Annotated in this window: 15 protein-coding genes; 8 read left to right on the forward strand and 7 right to left on the reverse strand. The window is 34.0% G+C overall.

All coding sequences use genetic code 11. The features are described 5' to 3' along the window. Positions 1 to 100 precede the first annotated feature (100 nt). The 3 genes from ACHRV0_RS17150 to ACHRV0_RS17160 all read left to right on the forward strand — a co-directional run bounded on the left by ACHRV0_RS17150 (position 101) and on the right by ACHRV0_RS17160 (position 2,491). Positions 101 to 814 carry a ThiF family adenylyltransferase gene (locus ACHRV0_RS17150; RefSeq protein WP_129024723.1) on the forward strand — a complete coding sequence of 238 codons (714 nt, stop codon included), beginning with the start codon at positions 101 to 103 and terminating at the stop codon, positions 812 to 814. 100 nt (positions 815 to 914) lie between these two features. Further along, positions 915 to 1,577, forward strand: coding sequence for an HAD family phosphatase (locus ACHRV0_RS17155; protein ID WP_129024724.1), 663 nt, complete (start codon positions 915 to 917; stop codon positions 1,575 to 1,577). Between the two features lie 71 nt (positions 1,578 to 1,648). Continuing rightward, positions 1,649 to 2,491 (forward strand): DUF2911 domain-containing protein, encoded by an 843-nt coding sequence (locus ACHRV0_RS17160; RefSeq protein WP_089056775.1) that lies wholly within the window; start codon positions 1,649 to 1,651, stop codon positions 2,489 to 2,491. 91 nt (positions 2,492 to 2,582) lie between these two features. On the opposite strand, the gene ACHRV0_RS17165 is transcribed toward ACHRV0_RS17160, so the two are convergent. After that, the gene (locus ACHRV0_RS17165) at positions 2,583 to 3,350 is read right to left on the reverse strand and encodes a porin family protein (protein ID WP_395441750.1); all 768 of its coding nucleotides are present in this window, start codon (positions 3,348 to 3,350) and stop codon (positions 2,583 to 2,585) included. Positions 3,351 to 3,360: 10 nt separating this feature from the next. Next, positions 3,361 to 4,482 (reverse strand): hypothetical protein, encoded by a 1,122-nt coding sequence (locus ACHRV0_RS17170; RefSeq protein WP_129022978.1) that lies wholly within the window; start codon positions 4,480 to 4,482, stop codon positions 3,361 to 3,363. Between the two features lie 268 nt (positions 4,483 to 4,750). Between ACHRV0_RS17170 and ACHRV0_RS17175 the strand changes: the two genes are divergently transcribed. From ACHRV0_RS17175 to ACHRV0_RS17195, 5 genes are all read left to right on the forward strand, one after another. Further along, entirely contained in the window at positions 4,751 to 5,074 is a 324-nt protein-coding gene (locus ACHRV0_RS17175) for a DUF6660 family protein (protein ID WP_395441751.1), read from the forward strand. A gap of 125 nt (positions 5,075 to 5,199) precedes the next feature. Next, the gene (locus ACHRV0_RS17180; protein ID WP_395441752.1) at positions 5,200 to 8,319 is read left to right on the forward strand and encodes an efflux RND transporter permease subunit; all 3,120 of its coding nucleotides are present in this window, start codon (positions 5,200 to 5,202) and stop codon (positions 8,317 to 8,319) included. A gap of 114 nt (positions 8,320 to 8,433) precedes the next feature. Beyond that, positions 8,434 to 9,711 (forward strand): TolC family protein, encoded by a 1,278-nt coding sequence (locus tag ACHRV0_RS17185; RefSeq protein WP_129022980.1) that lies wholly within the window; start codon positions 8,434 to 8,436, stop codon positions 9,709 to 9,711. Between the two features lies 1 nt (position 9,712). Continuing rightward, a complete protein-coding gene (locus tag ACHRV0_RS17190; RefSeq protein WP_129022981.1) occupies positions 9,713 to 10,969 on the forward strand; it encodes an efflux RND transporter periplasmic adaptor subunit in 1,257 nt (418 codons plus the stop codon). A 264-nt stretch (positions 10,970 to 11,233) separates the two neighbouring features. Then, entirely contained in the window at positions 11,234 to 13,231 is a 1,998-nt protein-coding gene (locus ACHRV0_RS17195) for a heavy metal translocating P-type ATPase (RefSeq protein WP_395441753.1), read from the forward strand. Between the two features lie 69 nt (positions 13,232 to 13,300). Here ACHRV0_RS17195 and ACHRV0_RS17200 read toward each other — a convergent pair whose 3' ends face one another. From ACHRV0_RS17200 to ACHRV0_RS17220, 5 genes are all read right to left on the reverse strand, one after another. Beyond that, the gene (locus ACHRV0_RS17200) at positions 13,301 to 13,699 is read right to left on the reverse strand and encodes a tautomerase family protein (protein WP_395441754.1); all 399 of its coding nucleotides are present in this window, start codon (positions 13,697 to 13,699) and stop codon (positions 13,301 to 13,303) included. 85 nt (positions 13,700 to 13,784) lie between these two features. Continuing rightward, positions 13,785 to 14,435, reverse strand: coding sequence for a VOC family protein (locus ACHRV0_RS17205; protein WP_395441755.1), 651 nt, complete (start codon positions 14,433 to 14,435; stop codon positions 13,785 to 13,787). A gap of 213 nt (positions 14,436 to 14,648) precedes the next feature. Then, complete coding sequence (locus ACHRV0_RS17210) at positions 14,649 to 15,791, reverse strand: cytochrome-c peroxidase (RefSeq protein ID WP_395441756.1); 1,143 nt, start codon at positions 15,789 to 15,791, stop codon at positions 14,649 to 14,651. A gap of 94 nt (positions 15,792 to 15,885) precedes the next feature. Next, positions 15,886 to 17,370 (reverse strand): hypothetical protein, encoded by a 1,485-nt coding sequence (locus ACHRV0_RS17215; protein WP_395441757.1) that lies wholly within the window; start codon positions 17,368 to 17,370, stop codon positions 15,886 to 15,888. Beyond that, the gene (locus tag ACHRV0_RS17220) at positions 17,339 to 18,796 is read right to left on the reverse strand and encodes a RagB/SusD family nutrient uptake outer membrane protein (RefSeq protein WP_395441758.1); all 1,458 of its coding nucleotides are present in this window, start codon (positions 18,794 to 18,796) and stop codon (positions 17,339 to 17,341) included. The genes ACHRV0_RS17215 and ACHRV0_RS17220 overlap by 32 nt, the downstream gene beginning before the upstream one ends. Between the last annotated feature and the right edge of the window lies 1 nt (position 18,797).

An 18,797-nucleotide genomic window follows, 5' to 3' on the forward strand; every position in this document is an offset into this window, starting at 1 on the left:
CGAAGTCGAAGGGGCGCTCAAATTGAACTTCGACTTCGCTCAGTCTGACAGGCAGTGAACTTGAAACAAATAAAAAAACAAAAACAACAAAAGAAAATATATGGCAGAGTGGACAGAAAGAGCTGAGCTTTTATTTACAAAAGAAGGATTAGAAAATCTAAAAAATGCAAACGTGCTGGTAGTAGGTTTAGGCGGAGTAGGATCATTTGCAGCCGAATTTTTGGCTAGAGCAGGAGTTGGAAATATGACAATTGTTGATGGCGATGTTGTGGATATTACGAATATTAATAGACAGCTTCCTGCTTTGCATTCAACAGTTGGTCAGCCTAAAATTACTATTGTCGGTGATCGTTTAATGGATATTAATCCCGAATTGAAATTAACTCGTGTTCAGGAGTTTTTGTCGCCAGAACGCGCTTTTGAAATTGTTTCTCCTGAGTTTGATTATGTTTTGGATTGTATTGACAGTATTACGCCAAAATTAAATTTGATTATTGCGGCAAAACGCAAAAGAGTAAAAATCATCAGCAGTATGGGAGCAGGAGGAAAGATGCTCGCTTCTAAAGTAAAAGTGGCTGATATTTCTAAAACTATAAACTGTTATTTCTCAAAAGCAATTCGCAAGCGATTAAAAGCGGTAAAAATCAATAAATTAAAAGTGGTTTTTTCATCTGAAATTCAAGATGAAAACAGCTTAAAATTGACTGACGGGAAAAATTTTAAAAAATCGTTTTACGGAACTAACAGCTACATGCCTGGTTTGTTCGGACTTCATGCTGCTGAAGCAGTAATTCGTTATTTACTTAAAAAATAAGGCGCTAAGAGGCTGAGATTCTAAGGTGCTGAGTTTAGTGCAGAAAAAAACTTAGAATCTTAGCCTCTCAGAACCTAAGAACCTAAGAACCTAAAAAAAAATGATTAAAACAGTAATTTTTGATATGGACGGCGTAATTGTCGACACAGAACCCGTTCATCGTTATGCTTATTACAAGCAGTTTTCAGAATTAAATATCGAAGTTTCCGAGGAAATGTATACTTCATTTACTGGATTTTCGACTCGAAATACATTTCAAACATTAAAAGGACATTTTCCTTCGATAACTCATGAAGTTGAAGATTTGATTCAACGAAAAAGAAGTATTTTTAATGATGCTTTTGACACAAAAGAAGATTTGTATCTGCTGGAAGGTGTTGAGGATTTAATTAAAGATTTACATGCAAACGGAATCCAGTTAATTTTAGCTTCTTCGGCATCAAAGGTTACGATAGAAAGAGTTTTTACGAGATTTAATCTGCACCAGTATTTTTCTCATATTGTGAGTGGCGAAGATTTTCCTCAGTCAAAACCAAATCCTGCTATTTTTATTCATGCAGCGTCATTATCAATTGCTCCTAAAGAGAATTGTATTATTATTGAAGACAGTACAAATGGTGTAAAAGCAGCAAAAGGTGCTGGGATTTTTTGTGTAGGATATAACAGTCTTCATTCGAACATGCAGGACTTAGATGAAGCGGATTTAATCATTAATAATTTCAATGAATTAAATGCCAAAAAAATAGCTGATTTTCAATCTTGAATTATGTAAATTTTAACATTTGTTCGGTAATTGAATTTGTAAATTTGAACAAACAAAAAAAACTCTTAATAATGAAAAAACTACTTATCGCATTAGCTATAATAATGGCTCCTTTTGCGTCTGAAGCTCAGGTGAAAACACCACAAGCGAGTCCAAAAGCTTATATTAAACAAACAGTTGGGTTAACAGATGTTGAGGTTACTTACTCGCGTCCAGGTGCGAGAGGCAGAGCAGTTTTTGGTAATTTAGTTCCGTTTGGAAAATTGTGGAGAACAGGAGCAAACGAAAATACAATTATTAATTTTAGTGATGATGTTGTAATTGATGGAAAAACTTTGAAAAAAGGGAAGTATGCAATTTACACTATTCCTAAAATCGAAAGCTGGGAAGTTATTTTTTACCTTTCTACAGACAACTGGGGATTGCCAGAAAATTGGAGTGATGCTTATGTAGCATTAAGAACAACAGTAAAAGAAAATGCACTGCCAACACCGGTAGAAACTTTTACAATTGGAATTAATGGTTTAGATCCTAATTTTGGTTATTTAGAAATGGCTTGGGAAAACTCTCACGTTGCTTTAAAATTTGAAGTTCCAACTGCAAAAATTGCAACTGCAAGTATCGAAAAAACATTGGCTGGACCAACTTGGAATGACTATTTTGCTGCTGCACAATATTTGTTTCAATCAAATGGAAATATCGAAACAGCAAGAACTTACATTGATAAAGCTCTTGATATGAGTACTGAAAAACCTTACTACGTTTCTAGATTGAAATCATTGATTCAGGCAAAACAAGGAGATAAAAAAGGTGCTGTTGAAACGGCTAAAATCTCATTGGCTGCTGCTGAAGCTGCAAACAACCAAGATTATGTAAAAATGAACAAAGACAGTATCGCTGAATGGAGCAGATAAAAGCTTTTAAATTTTAATAAAAAAAATCCAAATTTCTTGAATCTAGAAATTTGGATTTTTTTTGACTCTTTCCCTATAAGCGTAATGTTAATTACTTTTTAGGCATTTCATCTTCTGGCAGAATAATTTTATTGAGTTCGGCATCTTTTTTAGCTCTTTTTTGAGCAGCTTTTCCTTTTCCAATAGGCAGACCAGCAGTTACATACAAAGATCTGTTGTATACATTTGGGCCATCGCCTTTCATTACAGGAACCAAACCATAATAGTATTGAACTGTTATGTTCAAGCCATTTCCAACATTCATATGATAACCCGCTCCTAAAGCAAGTCCGGCATCAATAACACGAATTTGATCTCGAATGTTCTTTTTGTAAACCACATCATCTTTATTTACCTCTTTAGAAAACTCGTCAAAAGCTTTGGCTAAAAGACCAAATTGAGGCCCTGTTTTTAGATAAATTCTATTTTTAAACTGATACTTAATCAAAATGGGAACATTAAAATATCGAATCTCACGATTTACAGTTCCGCCTGCAAAAGTATTATCTAAATTCGCATCGTCTAAAGAATACAGCGGAATATGTCGCGCTCCCATTGGCGATTTTACAATTACACCAGTATTAATCATCCAAGCAGGATTTTGTTTTGATCGTAAATCAAAATAAAAACCTAAATTAAAACCAGGATTACTTCCAGAACTATCCAGATCAGAAATTGTAGAAAAATTTATACCTCCTTCTAATCCAAATTCTAAAAAAGGAGAATTTAGTTTGTCTCCAAAAATTAAGGAAATCAGCACCTGAGACTTCGCCTGAGACATACTTAATAATGCAGCAAGCAAGAGTAAACCTTTTTTCATACAATTGGGTTTAAAGTCCAAAACGATATTGAAGTCCGCCTAAAACTTGAGTACGACTTCCTAAAAATCCGCATTCTGCCCTAAACATAATGTGTTTGTTATATTGAAACTGAGTTCCAATAATAAAATTCCACATATCTTTTGGAGCTTTTTGTAATGAGTACTGAACAGAAGAATTTCCAGCAGTACTCAAGGCACCATCAAGATTAGTTAAAAAAGTTCCAGCTCTTTCTAATGCTCTGTTGGCAGTATTATGCTTTGCCGCATTTATAGGATTAGCTTGTTGCGCAGGAGTTAACCCGTTCCACCAGTTATCTACTTTTGTTTGATTCTCGGCTACTTTTTCTAAACCACTGTCAACTTTGCCTTGCGCAGTAGTTAAATCAAAAATATCAGACATTGCAATATTTCCGTTAGTATCGCCAGAAATATGAACTCTAAAACCTCCGACCCATAAAGCGATATTTTGATCTTGCTTATGAAACTTAAAAGTTTTACCTAGTCGAGGTCCAAAAACATACGAAAATGCAGGTTTATCTAAAGAACTAATGTCTGTCCAAGCCATATTCATATCCAATGCAAGCCAGCCGCCGCCAATACCAATTGTTGGCGTCATACCCAAACCAAAAGTTGTAGCGTTAAAATTGGCTTTAGTACTGAAAGAAGCCACTTGCGACCAATTATTATCAGCATCTGGAATCCAAATACCAGCATTAATTTTTGTGGCAGTATTTGCTTTTCCAAAAATTCCATAGATATTTAAAAAAGGTAATAACCAAATATCAGGTCGTATTGTAAGTGCACCGGCTTCGACCGAAGATTTGTCAAAACGCACAATTTCATCTAAGTTGAATTGCGGACCATTATTGAAACCAACATTCAAATCACTAATATCGATTTGAGAATCCTGCCAAAAATAATTTATTGATAATCCCGCTGAGTAAGGTAATTTATAGCCTTTTTGAGCAACTTTTTCGCCCCATATAGGAAGAGCGTATGGGTATTCTTCTACTTTAAGACTATCTTTTAATTGTTGATTTTTTTGTCCTACGATTTTATCGGTATAAACCTGACCGAAAATCTGTACACTAAAGAATAATAAAAAGGCTGATATTACTGTGTTGCATTTCATTGATTGTGGTATTTGTTAATTAATAAAACTGCGCAAAATAAAATAGAACTAATGTATTCTTAAACTGATAGGTATGTACGATTTTGTTTTTTAGATATTTAGGATATAAAAGGTTGAAATTTTGAATGTATAATATTATGTTAATTATTGTTAAAGTTAAATAAATTTTCTTTTGACTTGTACTATTTTTTTTAGAAAATGCAATTAAAAAACAGCAGAGTAAAATAATTTGTTTCAACTAAAGAGATAAAGTATTATTTTTACAGTCATGAAATGGATCGCAATAGTATTATCACTTTACTTAACTGTACTTTCAAATATGCCTTGTGCAGATGTGGAAGTAGGTAGTGCTATGCATAAAACAGCTCAGTTTTCATCAGAAAACAATCATTCTCACGATAAAGACAATGATTTATGCTCTCCTTTTTGCGCTTGCAACTGCTGTGGAGCACAAATTTTGACTTTTCAATATTCGGTGAGTTATGATTTTCCTGCTGCTCACACCATTATTTCTACTTCTTTACCAAATTACATTTCTGTATTTACTTCTAATTTTTACGGAAGTATTTGGCAGCCGCCGCAAATAGCATAATGATAACCCAATTGTTTAGTTTTAAATTTTAAAACTAGGCATTATTTGGGTCAGAGAATTGTGGACTTTCCACAAAATTACAAGACAAATTTTTGTCTAATTTCTCATGTCATTAAATATTTCAAATGCTAGATAAAATCATTCAGTTTAGTATACGAAACAAATTCGTTATACTACTATTTACCCTTGTTTTAATAGCTTGGGGAAGCTATTCGCTTAAAAAATTGCCACTTGATGCCTTGCCGGACGTGACCAATAATCAAGTTCAAATTATTACAACCGCACCTACATTGGCAAGTCAAGAGGTCGAACAATTAATTACATATCCATTAGAACAAGCTGTAAAAACAGTACCGGATATTATAGAACTGCGCAGTATTTCACGTTTTGGATTATCTGTCGTTACCGTTGTTTTTGAAGACGATGTCGATATTTATTGGGCGCGTGAACAAATATTTCAGCGTTTAAAACAAGCAGAAGAAAACATTCCAGAATATGCTGGTTCGCCAGAATTGGCGCCAATTTCTACAGGTTTAGGCGAAATTTATCAATACGATGTTTATGCTAAAAAAGGATACGAAAATAAATACGATGCCGTAAAACTAAGAACCATTCAAGATTGGATCATTATTCCGCAATTGCAAGGAATTGAAGGAGTTGCAGACGTAAGTACTTGGGGCGGAAAATTAAAACAATATGAAATTGCCGTAAACCCAAATACATTAAACAGTCTTGGCGTAACCATTACCGAGATTTTTGATGCTTTAGAAAAAAACAATCAAAATACAGGCGGTGCTTATATTGAGAAAGACCAATATGCTTTTTTTATTCGCGGCGTCGGAATGGCAAAAGGAGTTAAAGATCTTGGAAATGTAGTGGTTAAAAACCGAAATGGCTCGCCAGTTCTAGTGCGCGACGTAGCGCAGGTTCGCGAAGGCGTTGCATTGCGTTATGGAGCATCAACTAAAGACGGTAAAGGTGAAATCGTGTCAGGAATGGTTTTGATGTTGAAAGGCGAAAATTCCAGCGCAGTTGTTGATCGTGTTAAAGAAAGAATGATCCAAATTAATAAAAGTCTGCCAGAAGGTGTTGTTGCCGAGGCTTTTATTGATCGAGGAAAATTAGTAGATAACGCCATCGGAACCGTTACAAAAAACTTATTAGAAGGAGCTTTAATTGTCATTTTTGTGTTGATTTTATTTTTAGGAAATCTTCGTGCAGGATTAATCGTAGCCTCTGTAATTCCGCTGGCGATGCTTTTTGCCATTATTTTGATGAATGCCTTTGGCGTAAGCGGAAATTTAATGAGTCTTGGTGCAATCGATTTTGGAATTATTGTTGACGGCGCCGTGATTATTGTTGAAGCTTCCATGCATCATTTGCAAAAACTCAAACGTAAAAAAGAACTTTCGCAGGAAGAAATGGACGCTGAAATCTACAATTCGGCATCAAAAATTAGAAATAGTGCCGCTTTTGGCGAAATCATAATTTTGATTGTGTATTTACCAATTTTGGCTTTAGTGGGCACCGAAGGAAAAATGTTCAAACCAATGGCAATGACAGTTGGTTTTGCAGTTATTGGTGCATTTATACTTTCGCTGACTTATGTACCAATGATGAGTGCTTTATTTCTTTCGAAAAAAACAGAACATAAAGAAAACTTCAGCGATAGAATGATGCGTTGGTTCGAGAATTTATACACACCATTTTTAAGGAAAGCACTTCAGTTTAAAAAAGTAGTTTTAGGAGCTTCTTTAGGATTGTTTGTATTTGGTGTTATTGTTTTTCAGAATATGGGAGGAGAATTTATCCCTACAATCGAAGAAGGCGATTTGGCTATCAATGCAACAATTATGACAGGAAGTTCGCTTACGCAGATGGTTGAAACAACCACTAAATACGAACAGATTCTAAAAGCTAAATTTCCAGAGATAAAAACAATAGTAACGAAAATTGGAAGTGGTGAAATCCCAACAGATCCAATGCCGATAGAAAGCGGCGATTTGATTATTGTTTTGAAAGATAAGAAAGAATGGAAAGGCAAATATCGCAATTGGGAAGAACTGGCAAATGCCATGAAAAAAGAAATGGAAGTGATTCCTGGAGCGAATATTGAGATTTCGCAGCCAATTCAAATGCGTTTTAACGAATTAATGACTGGAAGCCGAAGCGATATTGCGATCAAGATTTTTGGAGATGATTTGGAAATTCTAGATTCAAAAGCAGCCGAGTTAATTTCGAAGATTAAAAGTATTGAAGGAATTGGCGATTTAAAAGCAGATAAAGTAACAGGTCTGCCACAAATAACAATTAAATACGATTACAACAAAATTGCCTTATACGGATTGAATATTTCTGATATTAATCAAATCATTCGTTCGTCGTTTGCGGGAGAAAGCGCGGGAAAAATCTATGATGAAAGCAAGCGTTTTGATGTTGTGGTTAGAATGAATGAAGATAATCGTGCTGATATTACTGATGTAAGCAATTTATTTATTCCGCTTCCAAGCGGACAACAGGTACCGCTTTCTCAGGTGGCGACAGTCGATTACGAGCAAGGGCCGGTTCAGGTGGTTCGTGAAGATGGGAAACGCAGAATTACGGTTGGATTAAATGTACGTGGTCGTGATATTAAAACGGTTGTTGAAGAAATTCAGCAAAAACTGGATAAAAATTTTAAACTGCCTGCAGGTTATTATGTAACGTATGGCGGACAATTTGAAAATTTGATCGAAGCTACAAAAAGACTTTCAATTGCATTGCCTATTGCTTTAAGCTTGATTTTAATACTGCTCTATTTTACATTCAAAAGTTACAAGCAGGCTCTTTTAATCTTTACTGCCATTCCTTTATCGGCTATTGGAGGTGTTTTTGCGCTTTCGCTGCGCGGAATGCCGTTTAGTATTTCTGCAGGAATTGGGTTTATCGCTTTGTTTGGAATTGCGGTTCTTAACGGAATTGTTTTGATTTCGTGTTTTAACCAATTAAAAACAGAAGGGATTTTAGATCCGTTGCAAAGAATCTTAATTGGAACCAAAACCAGATTACGTCCCGTTTTAATGACTGCAGCAGTAGCTTCATTAGGATTTTTGCCAATGGCATTGTCTACAAGCGGCGGGGCAGAGGTTCAGAAACCATTGGCTACAGTTGTAATAGGAGGACTATTCTCTGCAACTTTACTGACTTTAATCGTTTTACCGATTTTGTATTTAATGTTGGAAAAGTTTAATCATAAAGTAAAATGATTTTCACGCAGATTTGGCAGATTTTAGCAGATTTAATTTTAAAAATGACAAAAAATAATCTTCATATATCTGCTTAAATCCTTTAAAATCTGCGTGAAATATAAAAGATAAAAAATGAAAATACTATATAAAATCAATACAATTCCCTTTGCGAACTTCGCGCATTCTTTGCGAACTTTGCGGTTAAACAAGTTCCTATTGGCGAATAAAACATTGTGGTTAATCACATTTTTACTGATAACCACATTGGCATCAGCGCAAACTAAAATATCTTTAGAGAAAGCAATAGAACTTGCTAAATCAAACAACATTGATTTAAAAATTGCGGATAAGGAAATAGAAAAGCAAAAGACTTTACAGAAGACTGCTTTTCAACCAGATCCGCTTCAGGTGCAATATCAAGGCGGACAGTTTAATAGTGCTGATTATGATCACAATGTTTCGGTGCAGCAATTTTTTCCGTTAGGAAATATTACAAAGGCTAACAGACAGTTGCAGGAAGAACTGGCAAAATTGGCAGAGAAACGCAAGGCTTTATCTTCTTATGAGATTGAAAAAGCGGTAACATTGGCTTATTATCAGTATTTGTACGGAATTTCGATTCAGAAGTTGAATTCTGAATTAAATGAGATTTATACCAAATTTCTAAAAAATGCTGAGCTTCGTTTTAAAACTGGAGAAAGCGGTAATATTGAGGTAATAAGTGCCAAAGCGAAAGTAAAGGAAATCGAAACCCAGAAAGAACAATTGGCTTATGATATGGCAATTTATCAAAAACAGCTTCAGTTTTTTATTCAAACGAATGAAAATATACTGCCAGATGAATCAACTTCGTTAAAATATTCTTTTATTGAAAATCAGGATTCAAAAGCCGAAAGTGTAATGACGGATTTGTATCAACAAGAAATTTCGGTTTTTCAAAAGGAAGCTAAAACATTTAAAGCCATGCGAACGCCAAAGGTAGGTTTAGGTTATTTTGCACAAACAATTAATAAAGAATCTTTATTTCAAGGTTTTACAGCCGGTCTTCAGATTCCATTATTTGGAGGAGTAAATACAGCAAAAGCAAAAGCGGCTGAAATCAGTATTTCGCAATCACAATTGGCATTAGATAAAAATAAGATTATGCTGAATCTTCAAAAAGAAGAATTACAGAACAACTTCAAAAAACAGCAGAAGAATCTGGATTATTATCAAAATGAAGGTTTACAATACGCCAATCAGATTATTGAAACAGCACAAAAAACGTATGCAAACGGTGATTTGAGTTACTGGTCTTATATTAGTTTTTTAAATCAGGCAATCGATATTAAAAAACAATTTGCTGAAGCAACACACAGTTTTAATCAAAGTGCTATCGAACTCCAATTTCCAACCATCAAAAACAATTAAAATGAAAAATATATATAATTCTTTAACCGCAAAGGTCGCAAAGATTTTAACGCAAAGTTCGCAAAGAAAAATTGCTTACAGCTTACTGCTTATAGCTTATAGCGGAATATTAATCTCATGCAATGAAAAAAAGACAGAAGAAACAAAAGAAGAAGAAAAATCTACTACAGAAGTTGCATTAACAGAATCTCAGTATAAAACGGTAGGTATTGAAACAGGATTTGTTGAAGACAGAAATCTTAACAAAATCATCAAAGCAAATGGATATACTACGGTTCCCCCGCAAAATTCAGCTGAAGTTTCGACTTTAATCGGCGGAACGGTGAAGGATATTTTTGTTTTAGAAGGAACTTTTGTCAATAAAGGAAAAGTATTGGCAACGATTCAAAATCTTGAAGTTATCGAAATGCAGGAAGAATATCATTCGGCAACAGCCAATGTTGAATATCTGCAGTTAGAATACAATCGTCAGAAAACATTGAGTGACGAAAACGTAAATCCGAGAAAAACATTTCAGGAAGTAAAAGCCAAATTAGCGGCTGAAAGAGCGCGAGCACAAGCTGCAAAAAACAAATTAGAAGCTTTGCATGTTTCTACAAAAGGAAGTACTTCTGTAGTTCCAATTGTGGCACCTATTAACGGTTATGTTGGGAAAATTAATATTGCCAAAGGTGCTTTTGCACAAACCGGAGTTTCTTTGTTTGAAGTAGTAGACAATAGTCAGATGCATTTAGATTTGAATGTTTATGAAAAAGATTTGGGTTCAATCTCAATTGGTCAGGTTATCGATTTTGTATTAACAAACCAATCTAATAAATCAATTAAAGGAAAGATCTTCGGAATCAATAAATCATTTTCTAATGAAAGTAAAACTGTTGCAGTTCATGCTAAAATTGATCCAGCCGATGCAAAAGGATTGATTCCGGGAATGTATGTTTCGGCAAATATTAATATTGTTAATGCAACTGTTCCGGCTTTACCAAAAGATGCCGTAGTTCGAAATGCCGATAAATACTTTGTTTTTGTTCAGGAAGAAGCTCATGCAGAAGAAAAGCACGAACATAAAGCAGGCGAAAAAGAGGAAGCTCACGAGAAAGAAGTTCATTTTAAAGCCGTTGAAGTAGTTCCAGGAACAACAGATTTAGGTTTTACAGAAATTAAGTTTGTTGGTGCCATTGAATCAGGAGCTAAAATTGTTACAAAAGGAGCTTTTTATTTGTTGTCTGCCATGAAAGGCGGAGGTGAGCATAGTCACTAGATTATTTGCAAATAAGGTGCAAAGTTTTTCTCATTTTATGTCATTTCGACTGAAAGGAGAAATCACACTAGAATTTTGACAAAGTGTGTTGCCAATTTTTGTAGAGTAACGTTTGTGATTTCTCCTTTCAGTCGAAATAACAAACTAGGATGTTTTTTTTAATAAAAAACTTAACGGCTTAGTGTCTTTGCAGCAATGAACTTTGGCATAAAAACCGTAAATTTAGTGCATTATTTAGAAAAAGTTTAAACAAGAAGTTTCCCCATGATACATCAAGATAAAGAAATAAAAAGTACAAAAAATAAAGCAAAACCATCCTGCAGCTGTTCACATGATGAGCCTGTACATTCTGATCATGACGGGCATGATCACGGACATGATCACGAACACAACAGCGAAGGAAGTTTGTTTAAAATGTTTCTGCCTGCCATCATATCCTTTGTTTTATTACTTATAGGAATTGGTTTTGATAACTATTTTCCTCAAACATGGTTTTCAGGTTATGTAAGGATTGTTTGGTACGCTGCCGCTTATCTTCCGGTAGGTTTTCCTGTTTTGAGAGAAGCTTACGAAAGCATTATAAAAGGAGATGTTTTTTCGGAGTTTTTTTTAATGTGTATTGCTACAATTGGAGCATTTGCAATTGGAGAATATCCTGAAGGTGTTGCCGTTATGCTGTTTTATACCATTGGAGAAACATTTCAGGGAATGGCAGTCAGCAAAGCAAAATCGAATATTAAAAGTCTATTAGATTCACGCCCTGATGAGGTTACTATTTTTGAAAATAATATTGCTGTAAAAGTAAAAGCCTTTGAAGTGAAAATAGGATCAGTTATTCAGCTTAAAGCAGGAGAAAAACTGGGATTAGATGGAGAGTTATTATCAGATACAGCATCTTTTAATACCGCAGCTTTAACGGGAGAAAGTAAACCAGATACCAAAAAGAAAGGCGAAACAGTTCTCGCAGGAATGATAAATGAGAATACAATTGTTCAAGTAAAAGTTACAACTGCATACAGCGATAGTAAATTATCTAAAATTCTAGAATTGGTTCAAACTGCTGTAACAAAAAAAGCGCCTGCAGAATTGTTTATTAGAAAATTTGCCAAAATCTACACTCCAATTGTTGTTTATCTCGCAATCGCAATTTGTGTATTGCCAATGCTTTTTGTAGATTATTATGTATTTAATGAATGGTTGTACCGCGCGTTAGTTTTCTTAGTTATTTCTTGTCCGTGTGCGTTAGTAATTAGTATTCCGCTAGGTTATTTTGGCGGAATTGGAGCGGCAAGTAAAAACGGAATTTTGTTTAAAGGCAGTAATTATCTAGACAGTATTTCGGTTATACAGAATGTTGTAATGGATAAAACCGGAACAATGACAGAAGGTGTTTTTAAAGTTCAGGAAGTAATTATTAATCCTGAATTTGATAAAAAAGAAATTCTGAATCTGGTAAATGTTTTAGAAAGCCATAGCACGCATCCTGTTGCAACCGCAATTCATAATTATGTTGGTCGAATTGATTCATCGATTGAATTGAAAAATGTTGAGGAAATTTCAGGACACGGATTAAAAGCACTTTTTAACGGAAAGGAATTGCATGTTGGTAATTTTAAACTCTTGGATAAATTTTCGATACCGTACAACATAGATCCCAGCACAGTTGTTTATACGACAATTGCCATCGCATACGACAGAAAATTTGCAGGTTATTTAACCATCGCAGATGAAATTAAAAAAGACGCGCAGGAAACGGTTACTAAACTAAAAGCATTAGGTGTAAAAGTAACAATGTTAAGCGGTGATAAAACAAATGTGGTTCAATTTGTAGCCGATAAACTGGGTATTACCAATGCTTTTGGAGATTTGCTTCCAGAAGATAAAGTAAATAAAGTAAATGAAATCAAGGCTAAAAATGAAACCGTTGCATTTGTTGGAGACGGCGTAAACGATGCGCCCGTTATTGCTTTAAGCACTGTAGGAATTGCAATGGGAGGTTTAGGAAGCGACGCTGCAATCGAAACTGCCGATGTTGTAATTCAAGATGATAAACCAAGTAAAATAGCAATGGCAATTAATATTGGAAAACAAACCAAAAAAATTGTCTGGCAGAATATTACGCTCGCTTTTGTTGTAAAGGCTTTTGTGCTGATTTTAGGTGCAGGCGGATTAGCAACTATGTGGGAAGCCGTTTTTGCCGATGTTGGAGTTGCCTTACTGGCGATATTGAATGCCGTAAGAATTCAGAAAATGAAGTTTTAAATTTTGACTTTAAACATAAATAAAGCCCAATTCAAATTACTTGAATTGGGCTTTATATTTTGAGTAATGTTACTTTTTTAAATGTTTCTGTTCCTGGATTTCACCATTTCCAAAAGACCAATTTTCATGTCCATTATTTTCTAATAAAACAATGATAACATTATTGATTAAAATTGATGTTGTTGACGAAATTCTTGTAGCAATTTGATGATATAACTTTTTCTTTTGTTCTAAAGTTCTTCCTTGCCCAGCCGTTATTTGAACATAAATTATTTCATCAGAATGTGAAATTCCGAGATAACTCTCTGGATATTTTATTTGATGAGGTTCTAATTCTTCAATAACATGGAAATAATCATCTTTTGGAATATTAAACTCTTCGATCAAAGAGTGATGAATCGATTCTGAAATAGTGTTTTTTGTTTCCTGAGAAAGTTTTTTGGGCAGACTGATTCGGACAAATGGCATTTTAAAAATTTTTATGTTATTGGTATAATAGTGTCAACTTTTTATAAAAATAAGAAATTAATAGTGAACTGAAATTTGAAATTGCTTAAAATTTTAAATCAATAATCTGCCCATTATTTTCAAGTCTAATAGCTGTTTTATTACTTTCAGAAGGAGTTTGGGTAGGATACCAATTTCGATTAGGTCTTACCATAATTAATAAACCTTCGTCATCGCCAATTGCAGCAAAAGCTTCGCTGTTTGTATTTTTAGTAAAGAAGTTTAAGCCGTGTTTTGCGATTAATTGATTTCCTAATTCCAATGGATTTTCATTTACGATTCCAATTTCACTAATATTTAAAATGGATTTAGAACTGAATTCTTCCGTTTGAAAATTATCGAGATCATGTCTGGCAATAAACTCTAATAAATTTCCATTATTATCATAAAAATAAACCGCGTGAGCATTCCAGTTTTCAAAATTGGTAATAACATTTTGATCTTCAATTACAATTAAATCGACTTTGTTTTTACACCATTCAATAGCTTCATCAAGTTTGTTCTCTGGAATATTGAAGGCAAAATGATATATTGAGCTGAAATCGCTGTTTTCAATAAATTTTAAAGTTGAGTTTCCTGCTTTGATAGTAACAAATTCGGAGTTGTTTTCTAAAATCGGTAAACCAAGAATATCTTGATAAAATAATGCAGTCTGTTTAATATCTGCTGTCTGAAGTTGAATGTGTTCAAGTTTCATAAGTGGTATTTTTTATAAAAAGGAGAATTTCTTTTTGTTACAAACAAATTTAAAAAATGGCAATCTCATTTTAGCTGCGGTGTCATTTTATACTTCAATGTGAGAATAGCAAATTGTTATCGAAAAAAGTAAAAGTACAGTTTAGATTTTGTATAAAAGTAAAGCCTGTTTTCTAAATGAAAACAGGCTTTAAGAGTATTGTATTTAACGGGTTTATTTTGGCATTTCTGGTGTCATAATTCTTCTCGTTGGTGTACTCAAAGTTTCAATAAAAGCTAATAAATCGCTTATTTCTTCTTTGTTCAAATTCAACTTTTTAAGCGCAGGATCAACTTTCGGAATCAAAGAATCTCGTGCTGTTCCCAAATATTTTTTTTGAACAGGAGAGGGATTTCCTAAATTATAAAGCTCAACAACATCAAGCAAAGTTGGAAAATGTCCGTGATGCATCCATGGCTTAGTATTTACTACTTCACGAAGTGTAGGCGTTCTAAATTTGCCAATATCTTTTACATTTTTAGTAACATTATAACGTCCAAAATCTTCATTTTTTGTTCCAAACAAAGTCTGTCCGTCATTATGAAATTCATTGTCACTAAAATAAGGTGTATTATGGCAGTTTATACATTGTGCTTTGGTTCGAAATAAATGCATCCCTTTTACTTGCTGATCGGTGTAAATGTCTGATTTTCCGCTTACAAATTGATCAAATTTACTTTTCGGACTATTAATTGATCTTTCAAATGTAGCAATGGCATATTGAATGCGTTCTAAAGAAACTTTTTTATCTCCAAAAGCGGCTTCAAAAAGCGGTTTATAGCCTTTAATTTTGGCAATTTTATCAACGGCAATTGTTAGTTTCTCATTCATTTCTAAAGGATCTCCAATAGGAAATTGTGCTTGATCTTCTAAACTTTTTGCGCGTCCATCCCAAAATAGGGAAGTGGCGTATGCCGAGTTTAAAATGGTCATCGAATTACGTTTTCCTGTTTGGCGGTCGTGACCAAAAGAACGTGTTAAATTATCAGTCCATCCCAATTCTGGATTATGGCAGGATGCGCAGGCAATTTGTCCGCTTCGAGATAACCTCGGATCAAAAAACAATATCTTGCCTAAACTTTCTTTTTCTTTAGAATATGGATTATAATCAGGATATGGAACGGCAGGTAGAACGCCAATATCTTGAAATTTCGACTTATCGATGCTTTCATGTAGTTCTGCCGCAGGCCATTTGGACAAATCTCCGCTAGAGTAGATTTTTCGTAATTCCTGAATATCAATGTAATTTGGCTGCTCAATGCTTTTGTAAGCCGTTAAACTTACCAAAAAGAGAATAGGGAAGATTAGCTTTTTCAATTTTGTTTTTTGTGTTTTTGTTCTTTTTTTGAATGTATTTTTTTAACAGCTTTAGATTAGTGTGATCCGCAAACCTAAAGCTGTCAATTAAAAATTATAGATCAACTTCTTTAGGACAGTCGATGTTTAGAGCTGCAGGTTTAGGATATGTTCTATTGTTGTATATTCTATATTGCGTAGAGACAGTTCCTCCAAAAAGCGCATCGTTTGTTAGTTTTAATTCGAACGAAATTTCAAATAAACCAGTACTAATTTCTTTGTAAGTTCCTGATCCTGAAATTGCAATTATATGTTTGTTTTTATTGCTTCCTGTGATGGTAATGTATTGCGGAATTACTAAAACATTTCCGTTTGTTTTACTGTTTCCGTTTGCTGGAAAAAACTCTAAAGCGGATGAAATATTAAATCCAGGCGAATTTGCTGCTGTTGTACTTTCGTTGCTGAACCATCTTTTCAGGTTGAATGAATTTGTGGTATTTGTTCCAGAAGCTACATTAAAACCAATTCTGAAAGCATCGTGATAAACATCGTCATTTGGATTTGCAGTTCCTTTATCGCTGTATAAAACAGCATTTTCATGGCTTTTGGGAACAACAATAGGAAAGGTAAAGGCATTGTAAGCCTGCCATGCACAAACACCGCTTCTATCAAACCAAGTTTCGCCGTAAGTAAGGTAAAAAGCATTTGATAAATCATAAAATTTAGATGCCGGATTTGCATTAACATCCCTTTTTGATTTGATTGGTTTTACGATTTGTAAAATCGTGTTTCCTGTTGCCGTATAATCACCAGCATTTACTAGTGAAATAGCTGATTCGTAATAAACATCATCGTTTTTAATGTTTTCTAAAAGGGTAAAATGATAAGTAACAGAATTGCTGTTTGCTTTAAAAGGATCATGAGTTAATGAATAATTAAATCCATCTAAGGATTCAAATATTTCAAGATTTTCCATTTCAGAAGGAAAATATCCGTTTGGAAAATTAACATTAAAGTCAAATTTTTCTCCTGCTTCTCCTTTGATATCAAATCGGCTTATTGGAAATGTATAATTTGTTGTTATTGGAGCCAAATCAATTTTGAAGGTATCATTTTTAGCTTCCGTATTTAGGTTTCCAATATGAATACTTGGATCTGATATTGTTTCGATTTTCAATGTAATACTTTGGTTTGCCGCCCATCTTTTATCAAACGAAATAGAAATTGTGTCAGTCAATTTGTTTCCTTGAAAAACAAGTTCATTGACAGGATTTAATCTGAAACCTGAATTGTCGCCTGTTATCGTCGAGCTGAAATTGGCTGTAACGGTATTTTTTAGGGAATAGGCTGTTAGAGCAACAGGAACTTTTAATGTTTTTATTGCTTTGTTTACATAGTTTGACTGTGGAATAAGAGTTCCATTAATCGCAGGATATTCTAAAGGAGTATTGTCGCTTTTTACGAAAAAGTTAAATCTCAAATGCGGGTCAATTTCAGAACCCATCTTGTAATCGTCTTTAGAACAAGAAAAAATAAATAATGCGGTTAAAGTTAATATGCTGAATATCTTAATACGATTCATTTTGTTGTAAGTTTTCATTAAGATTAATATTAAAGATTGGAATAGGCAGTACAAATTTTAGCGATGGATATTCGATGCTGCAATTGTTTGAAATGCAACCGTCATTTCTTGTAATTCCTTTTTGATTACGAGTTAAATCAAAGAAAAGCTGACCTTCAAAACACAATTCTTTTCTTCTTTCTAATAATAGTGCTTCTTTTAAATTGGTTGTATTGGTAAGTAGTGAAGCATTTGCACGGCTGCGAATGGTATTAATATCGGCAAATGCAAGATCAGATCTATTGTTTTCTAAAGCAGCTTCGGCTCGTATTAAATACATTTCGCTTAACCTAAAAGCAACATAGCCCGCGTTATCCTGAAACTTTTTAGTAAAGTTGTAATTTGCTCCAGTAAGCACTCCGTTTATTAAAGTAGGCAGGGAGGCAGTAATAAATAGTTGTTTTCTTAAATCACTGTTTTCATATAAATTAATTAAGTCATTTGAAGCGACATATGCGGCATAATTAGATCCGTCATATCCAAAATAAGAGGACATTGATGATGATACAGAACCTTCGGCATCTTTTGGAATCGAAAATTCTAATAATGTTTCAGAAAGAGGAATATCTGCCTGCGACCATTGTGCAATTAAATTGGAAGAGCTTACTAATGTTATACCTGAATTTGCAATAACATCATTTGCAGTTTCATAAGCATTTGCCCAGTCTTTTTTATACAGATATACTCTTGCAAGAAGTGCTTTTGTATTGTTTTTATTGAAAAACGAATACGATGGTCCCGCTAAAGCGGCGTTACTGGAATAATTGTCTAAAGCCGTTTTTAGATCAGCAATAATTAAAGAATACGTTTCGGCGGCTGTTTTTCTTGCCGGATATTTTAAGCCAGATTTGATAGATTCAGTATTATAAACAATTCCTAAATGCGATGCATTTGGTGTGTAACCGTAATTTTGACTGTAAACTAAGGAAAGTAAAAAGTGTGTATAAGCTCTTATTGCCAAGGCTTCGGCTTTTATTTGATTTTTCTCAACATCAGTGGCATCACGCAGCGACGGAATATATTCTAGAATTAAATTGGCTTGATTTATAATATCATAGCTTTCATCGTAAAATAATTTAAAGTTGCTGGTTTCAGATAAATCTTCAAAAGAATATACGGCTCTAACATTTGGCGCAGCCGTAATTTGTCCTTTACTGTTTCCAGCTGAAGCAGGAGTAAATTTTATGTTTCCTCCCTGCATATCAGCATAAACAGCAAAACGTTCGCCTCTGGTATTTGCTTCTACGTCACGATACAATCCGTTTAAGGCAGTTAAAACACCTTTTTTATTTTGTAAAAGTTCATCTATAGAAGTTTGTAATCCAGGTTCTTGCTCTAAAAAGTCACTGCAGCTTTGTACCGAAAATAGCAGGACAGCAATTGTTATATATTTTAAATATTTCATT

It is taken from the genome of Flavobacterium sp. FlaQc-30, from assembly GCF_044005885.1.
Lineage (GTDB): Bacteria > Bacteroidota > Bacteroidia > Flavobacteriales > Flavobacteriaceae > Flavobacterium.

Coding starts and splice junctions, on each gene's coding strand:
- ACHRV0_RS17150 (WP_129024723.1), top strand. CDS start 101: ATGGCAGAGTGGACAGAAAGAGCTGAGCTTTTATTTACAAAAGAAGGA.
- ACHRV0_RS17155 (WP_129024724.1), top strand. CDS start 915: ATGATTAAAACAGTAATTTTTGATATGGACGGCGTAATTGTCGACACA.
- ACHRV0_RS17160 (WP_089056775.1), top strand. CDS start 1,649: ATGAAAAAACTACTTATCGCATTAGCTATAATAATGGCTCCTTTTGCG.
- ACHRV0_RS17165 (WP_395441750.1), bottom strand. CDS start 3,350: ATGAAAAAAGGTTTACTCTTGCTTGCTGCATTATTAAGTATGTCTCAG.
- ACHRV0_RS17170 (WP_129022978.1), bottom strand. CDS start 4,482: ATGAAATGCAACACAGTAATATCAGCCTTTTTATTATTCTTTAGTGTA.
- ACHRV0_RS17175 (WP_395441751.1), top strand. CDS start 4,751: ATGAAATGGATCGCAATAGTATTATCACTTTACTTAACTGTACTTTCA.
- ACHRV0_RS17180 (WP_395441752.1), top strand. CDS start 5,200: ATGCTAGATAAAATCATTCAGTTTAGTATACGAAACAAATTCGTTATA.
- ACHRV0_RS17185 (WP_129022980.1), top strand. CDS start 8,434: ATGAAAATACTATATAAAATCAATACAATTCCCTTTGCGAACTTCGCG.
- ACHRV0_RS17190 (WP_129022981.1), top strand. CDS start 9,713: ATGAAAAATATATATAATTCTTTAACCGCAAAGGTCGCAAAGATTTTA.
- ACHRV0_RS17195 (WP_395441753.1), top strand. CDS start 11,234: ATGATACATCAAGATAAAGAAATAAAAAGTACAAAAAATAAAGCAAAA.
- ACHRV0_RS17200 (WP_395441754.1), bottom strand. CDS start 13,699: ATGCCATTTGTCCGAATCAGTCTGCCCAAAAAACTTTCTCAGGAAACA.
- ACHRV0_RS17205 (WP_395441755.1), bottom strand. CDS start 14,435: ATGAAACTTGAACACATTCAACTTCAGACAGCAGATATTAAACAGACT.
- ACHRV0_RS17215 (WP_395441757.1), bottom strand. CDS start 17,370: ATGAAAACTTACAACAAAATGAATCGTATTAAGATATTCAGCATATTA.
- ACHRV0_RS17220 (WP_395441758.1), bottom strand. CDS start 18,796: ATGAAATATTTAAAATATATAACAATTGCTGTCCTGCTATTTTCGGTA.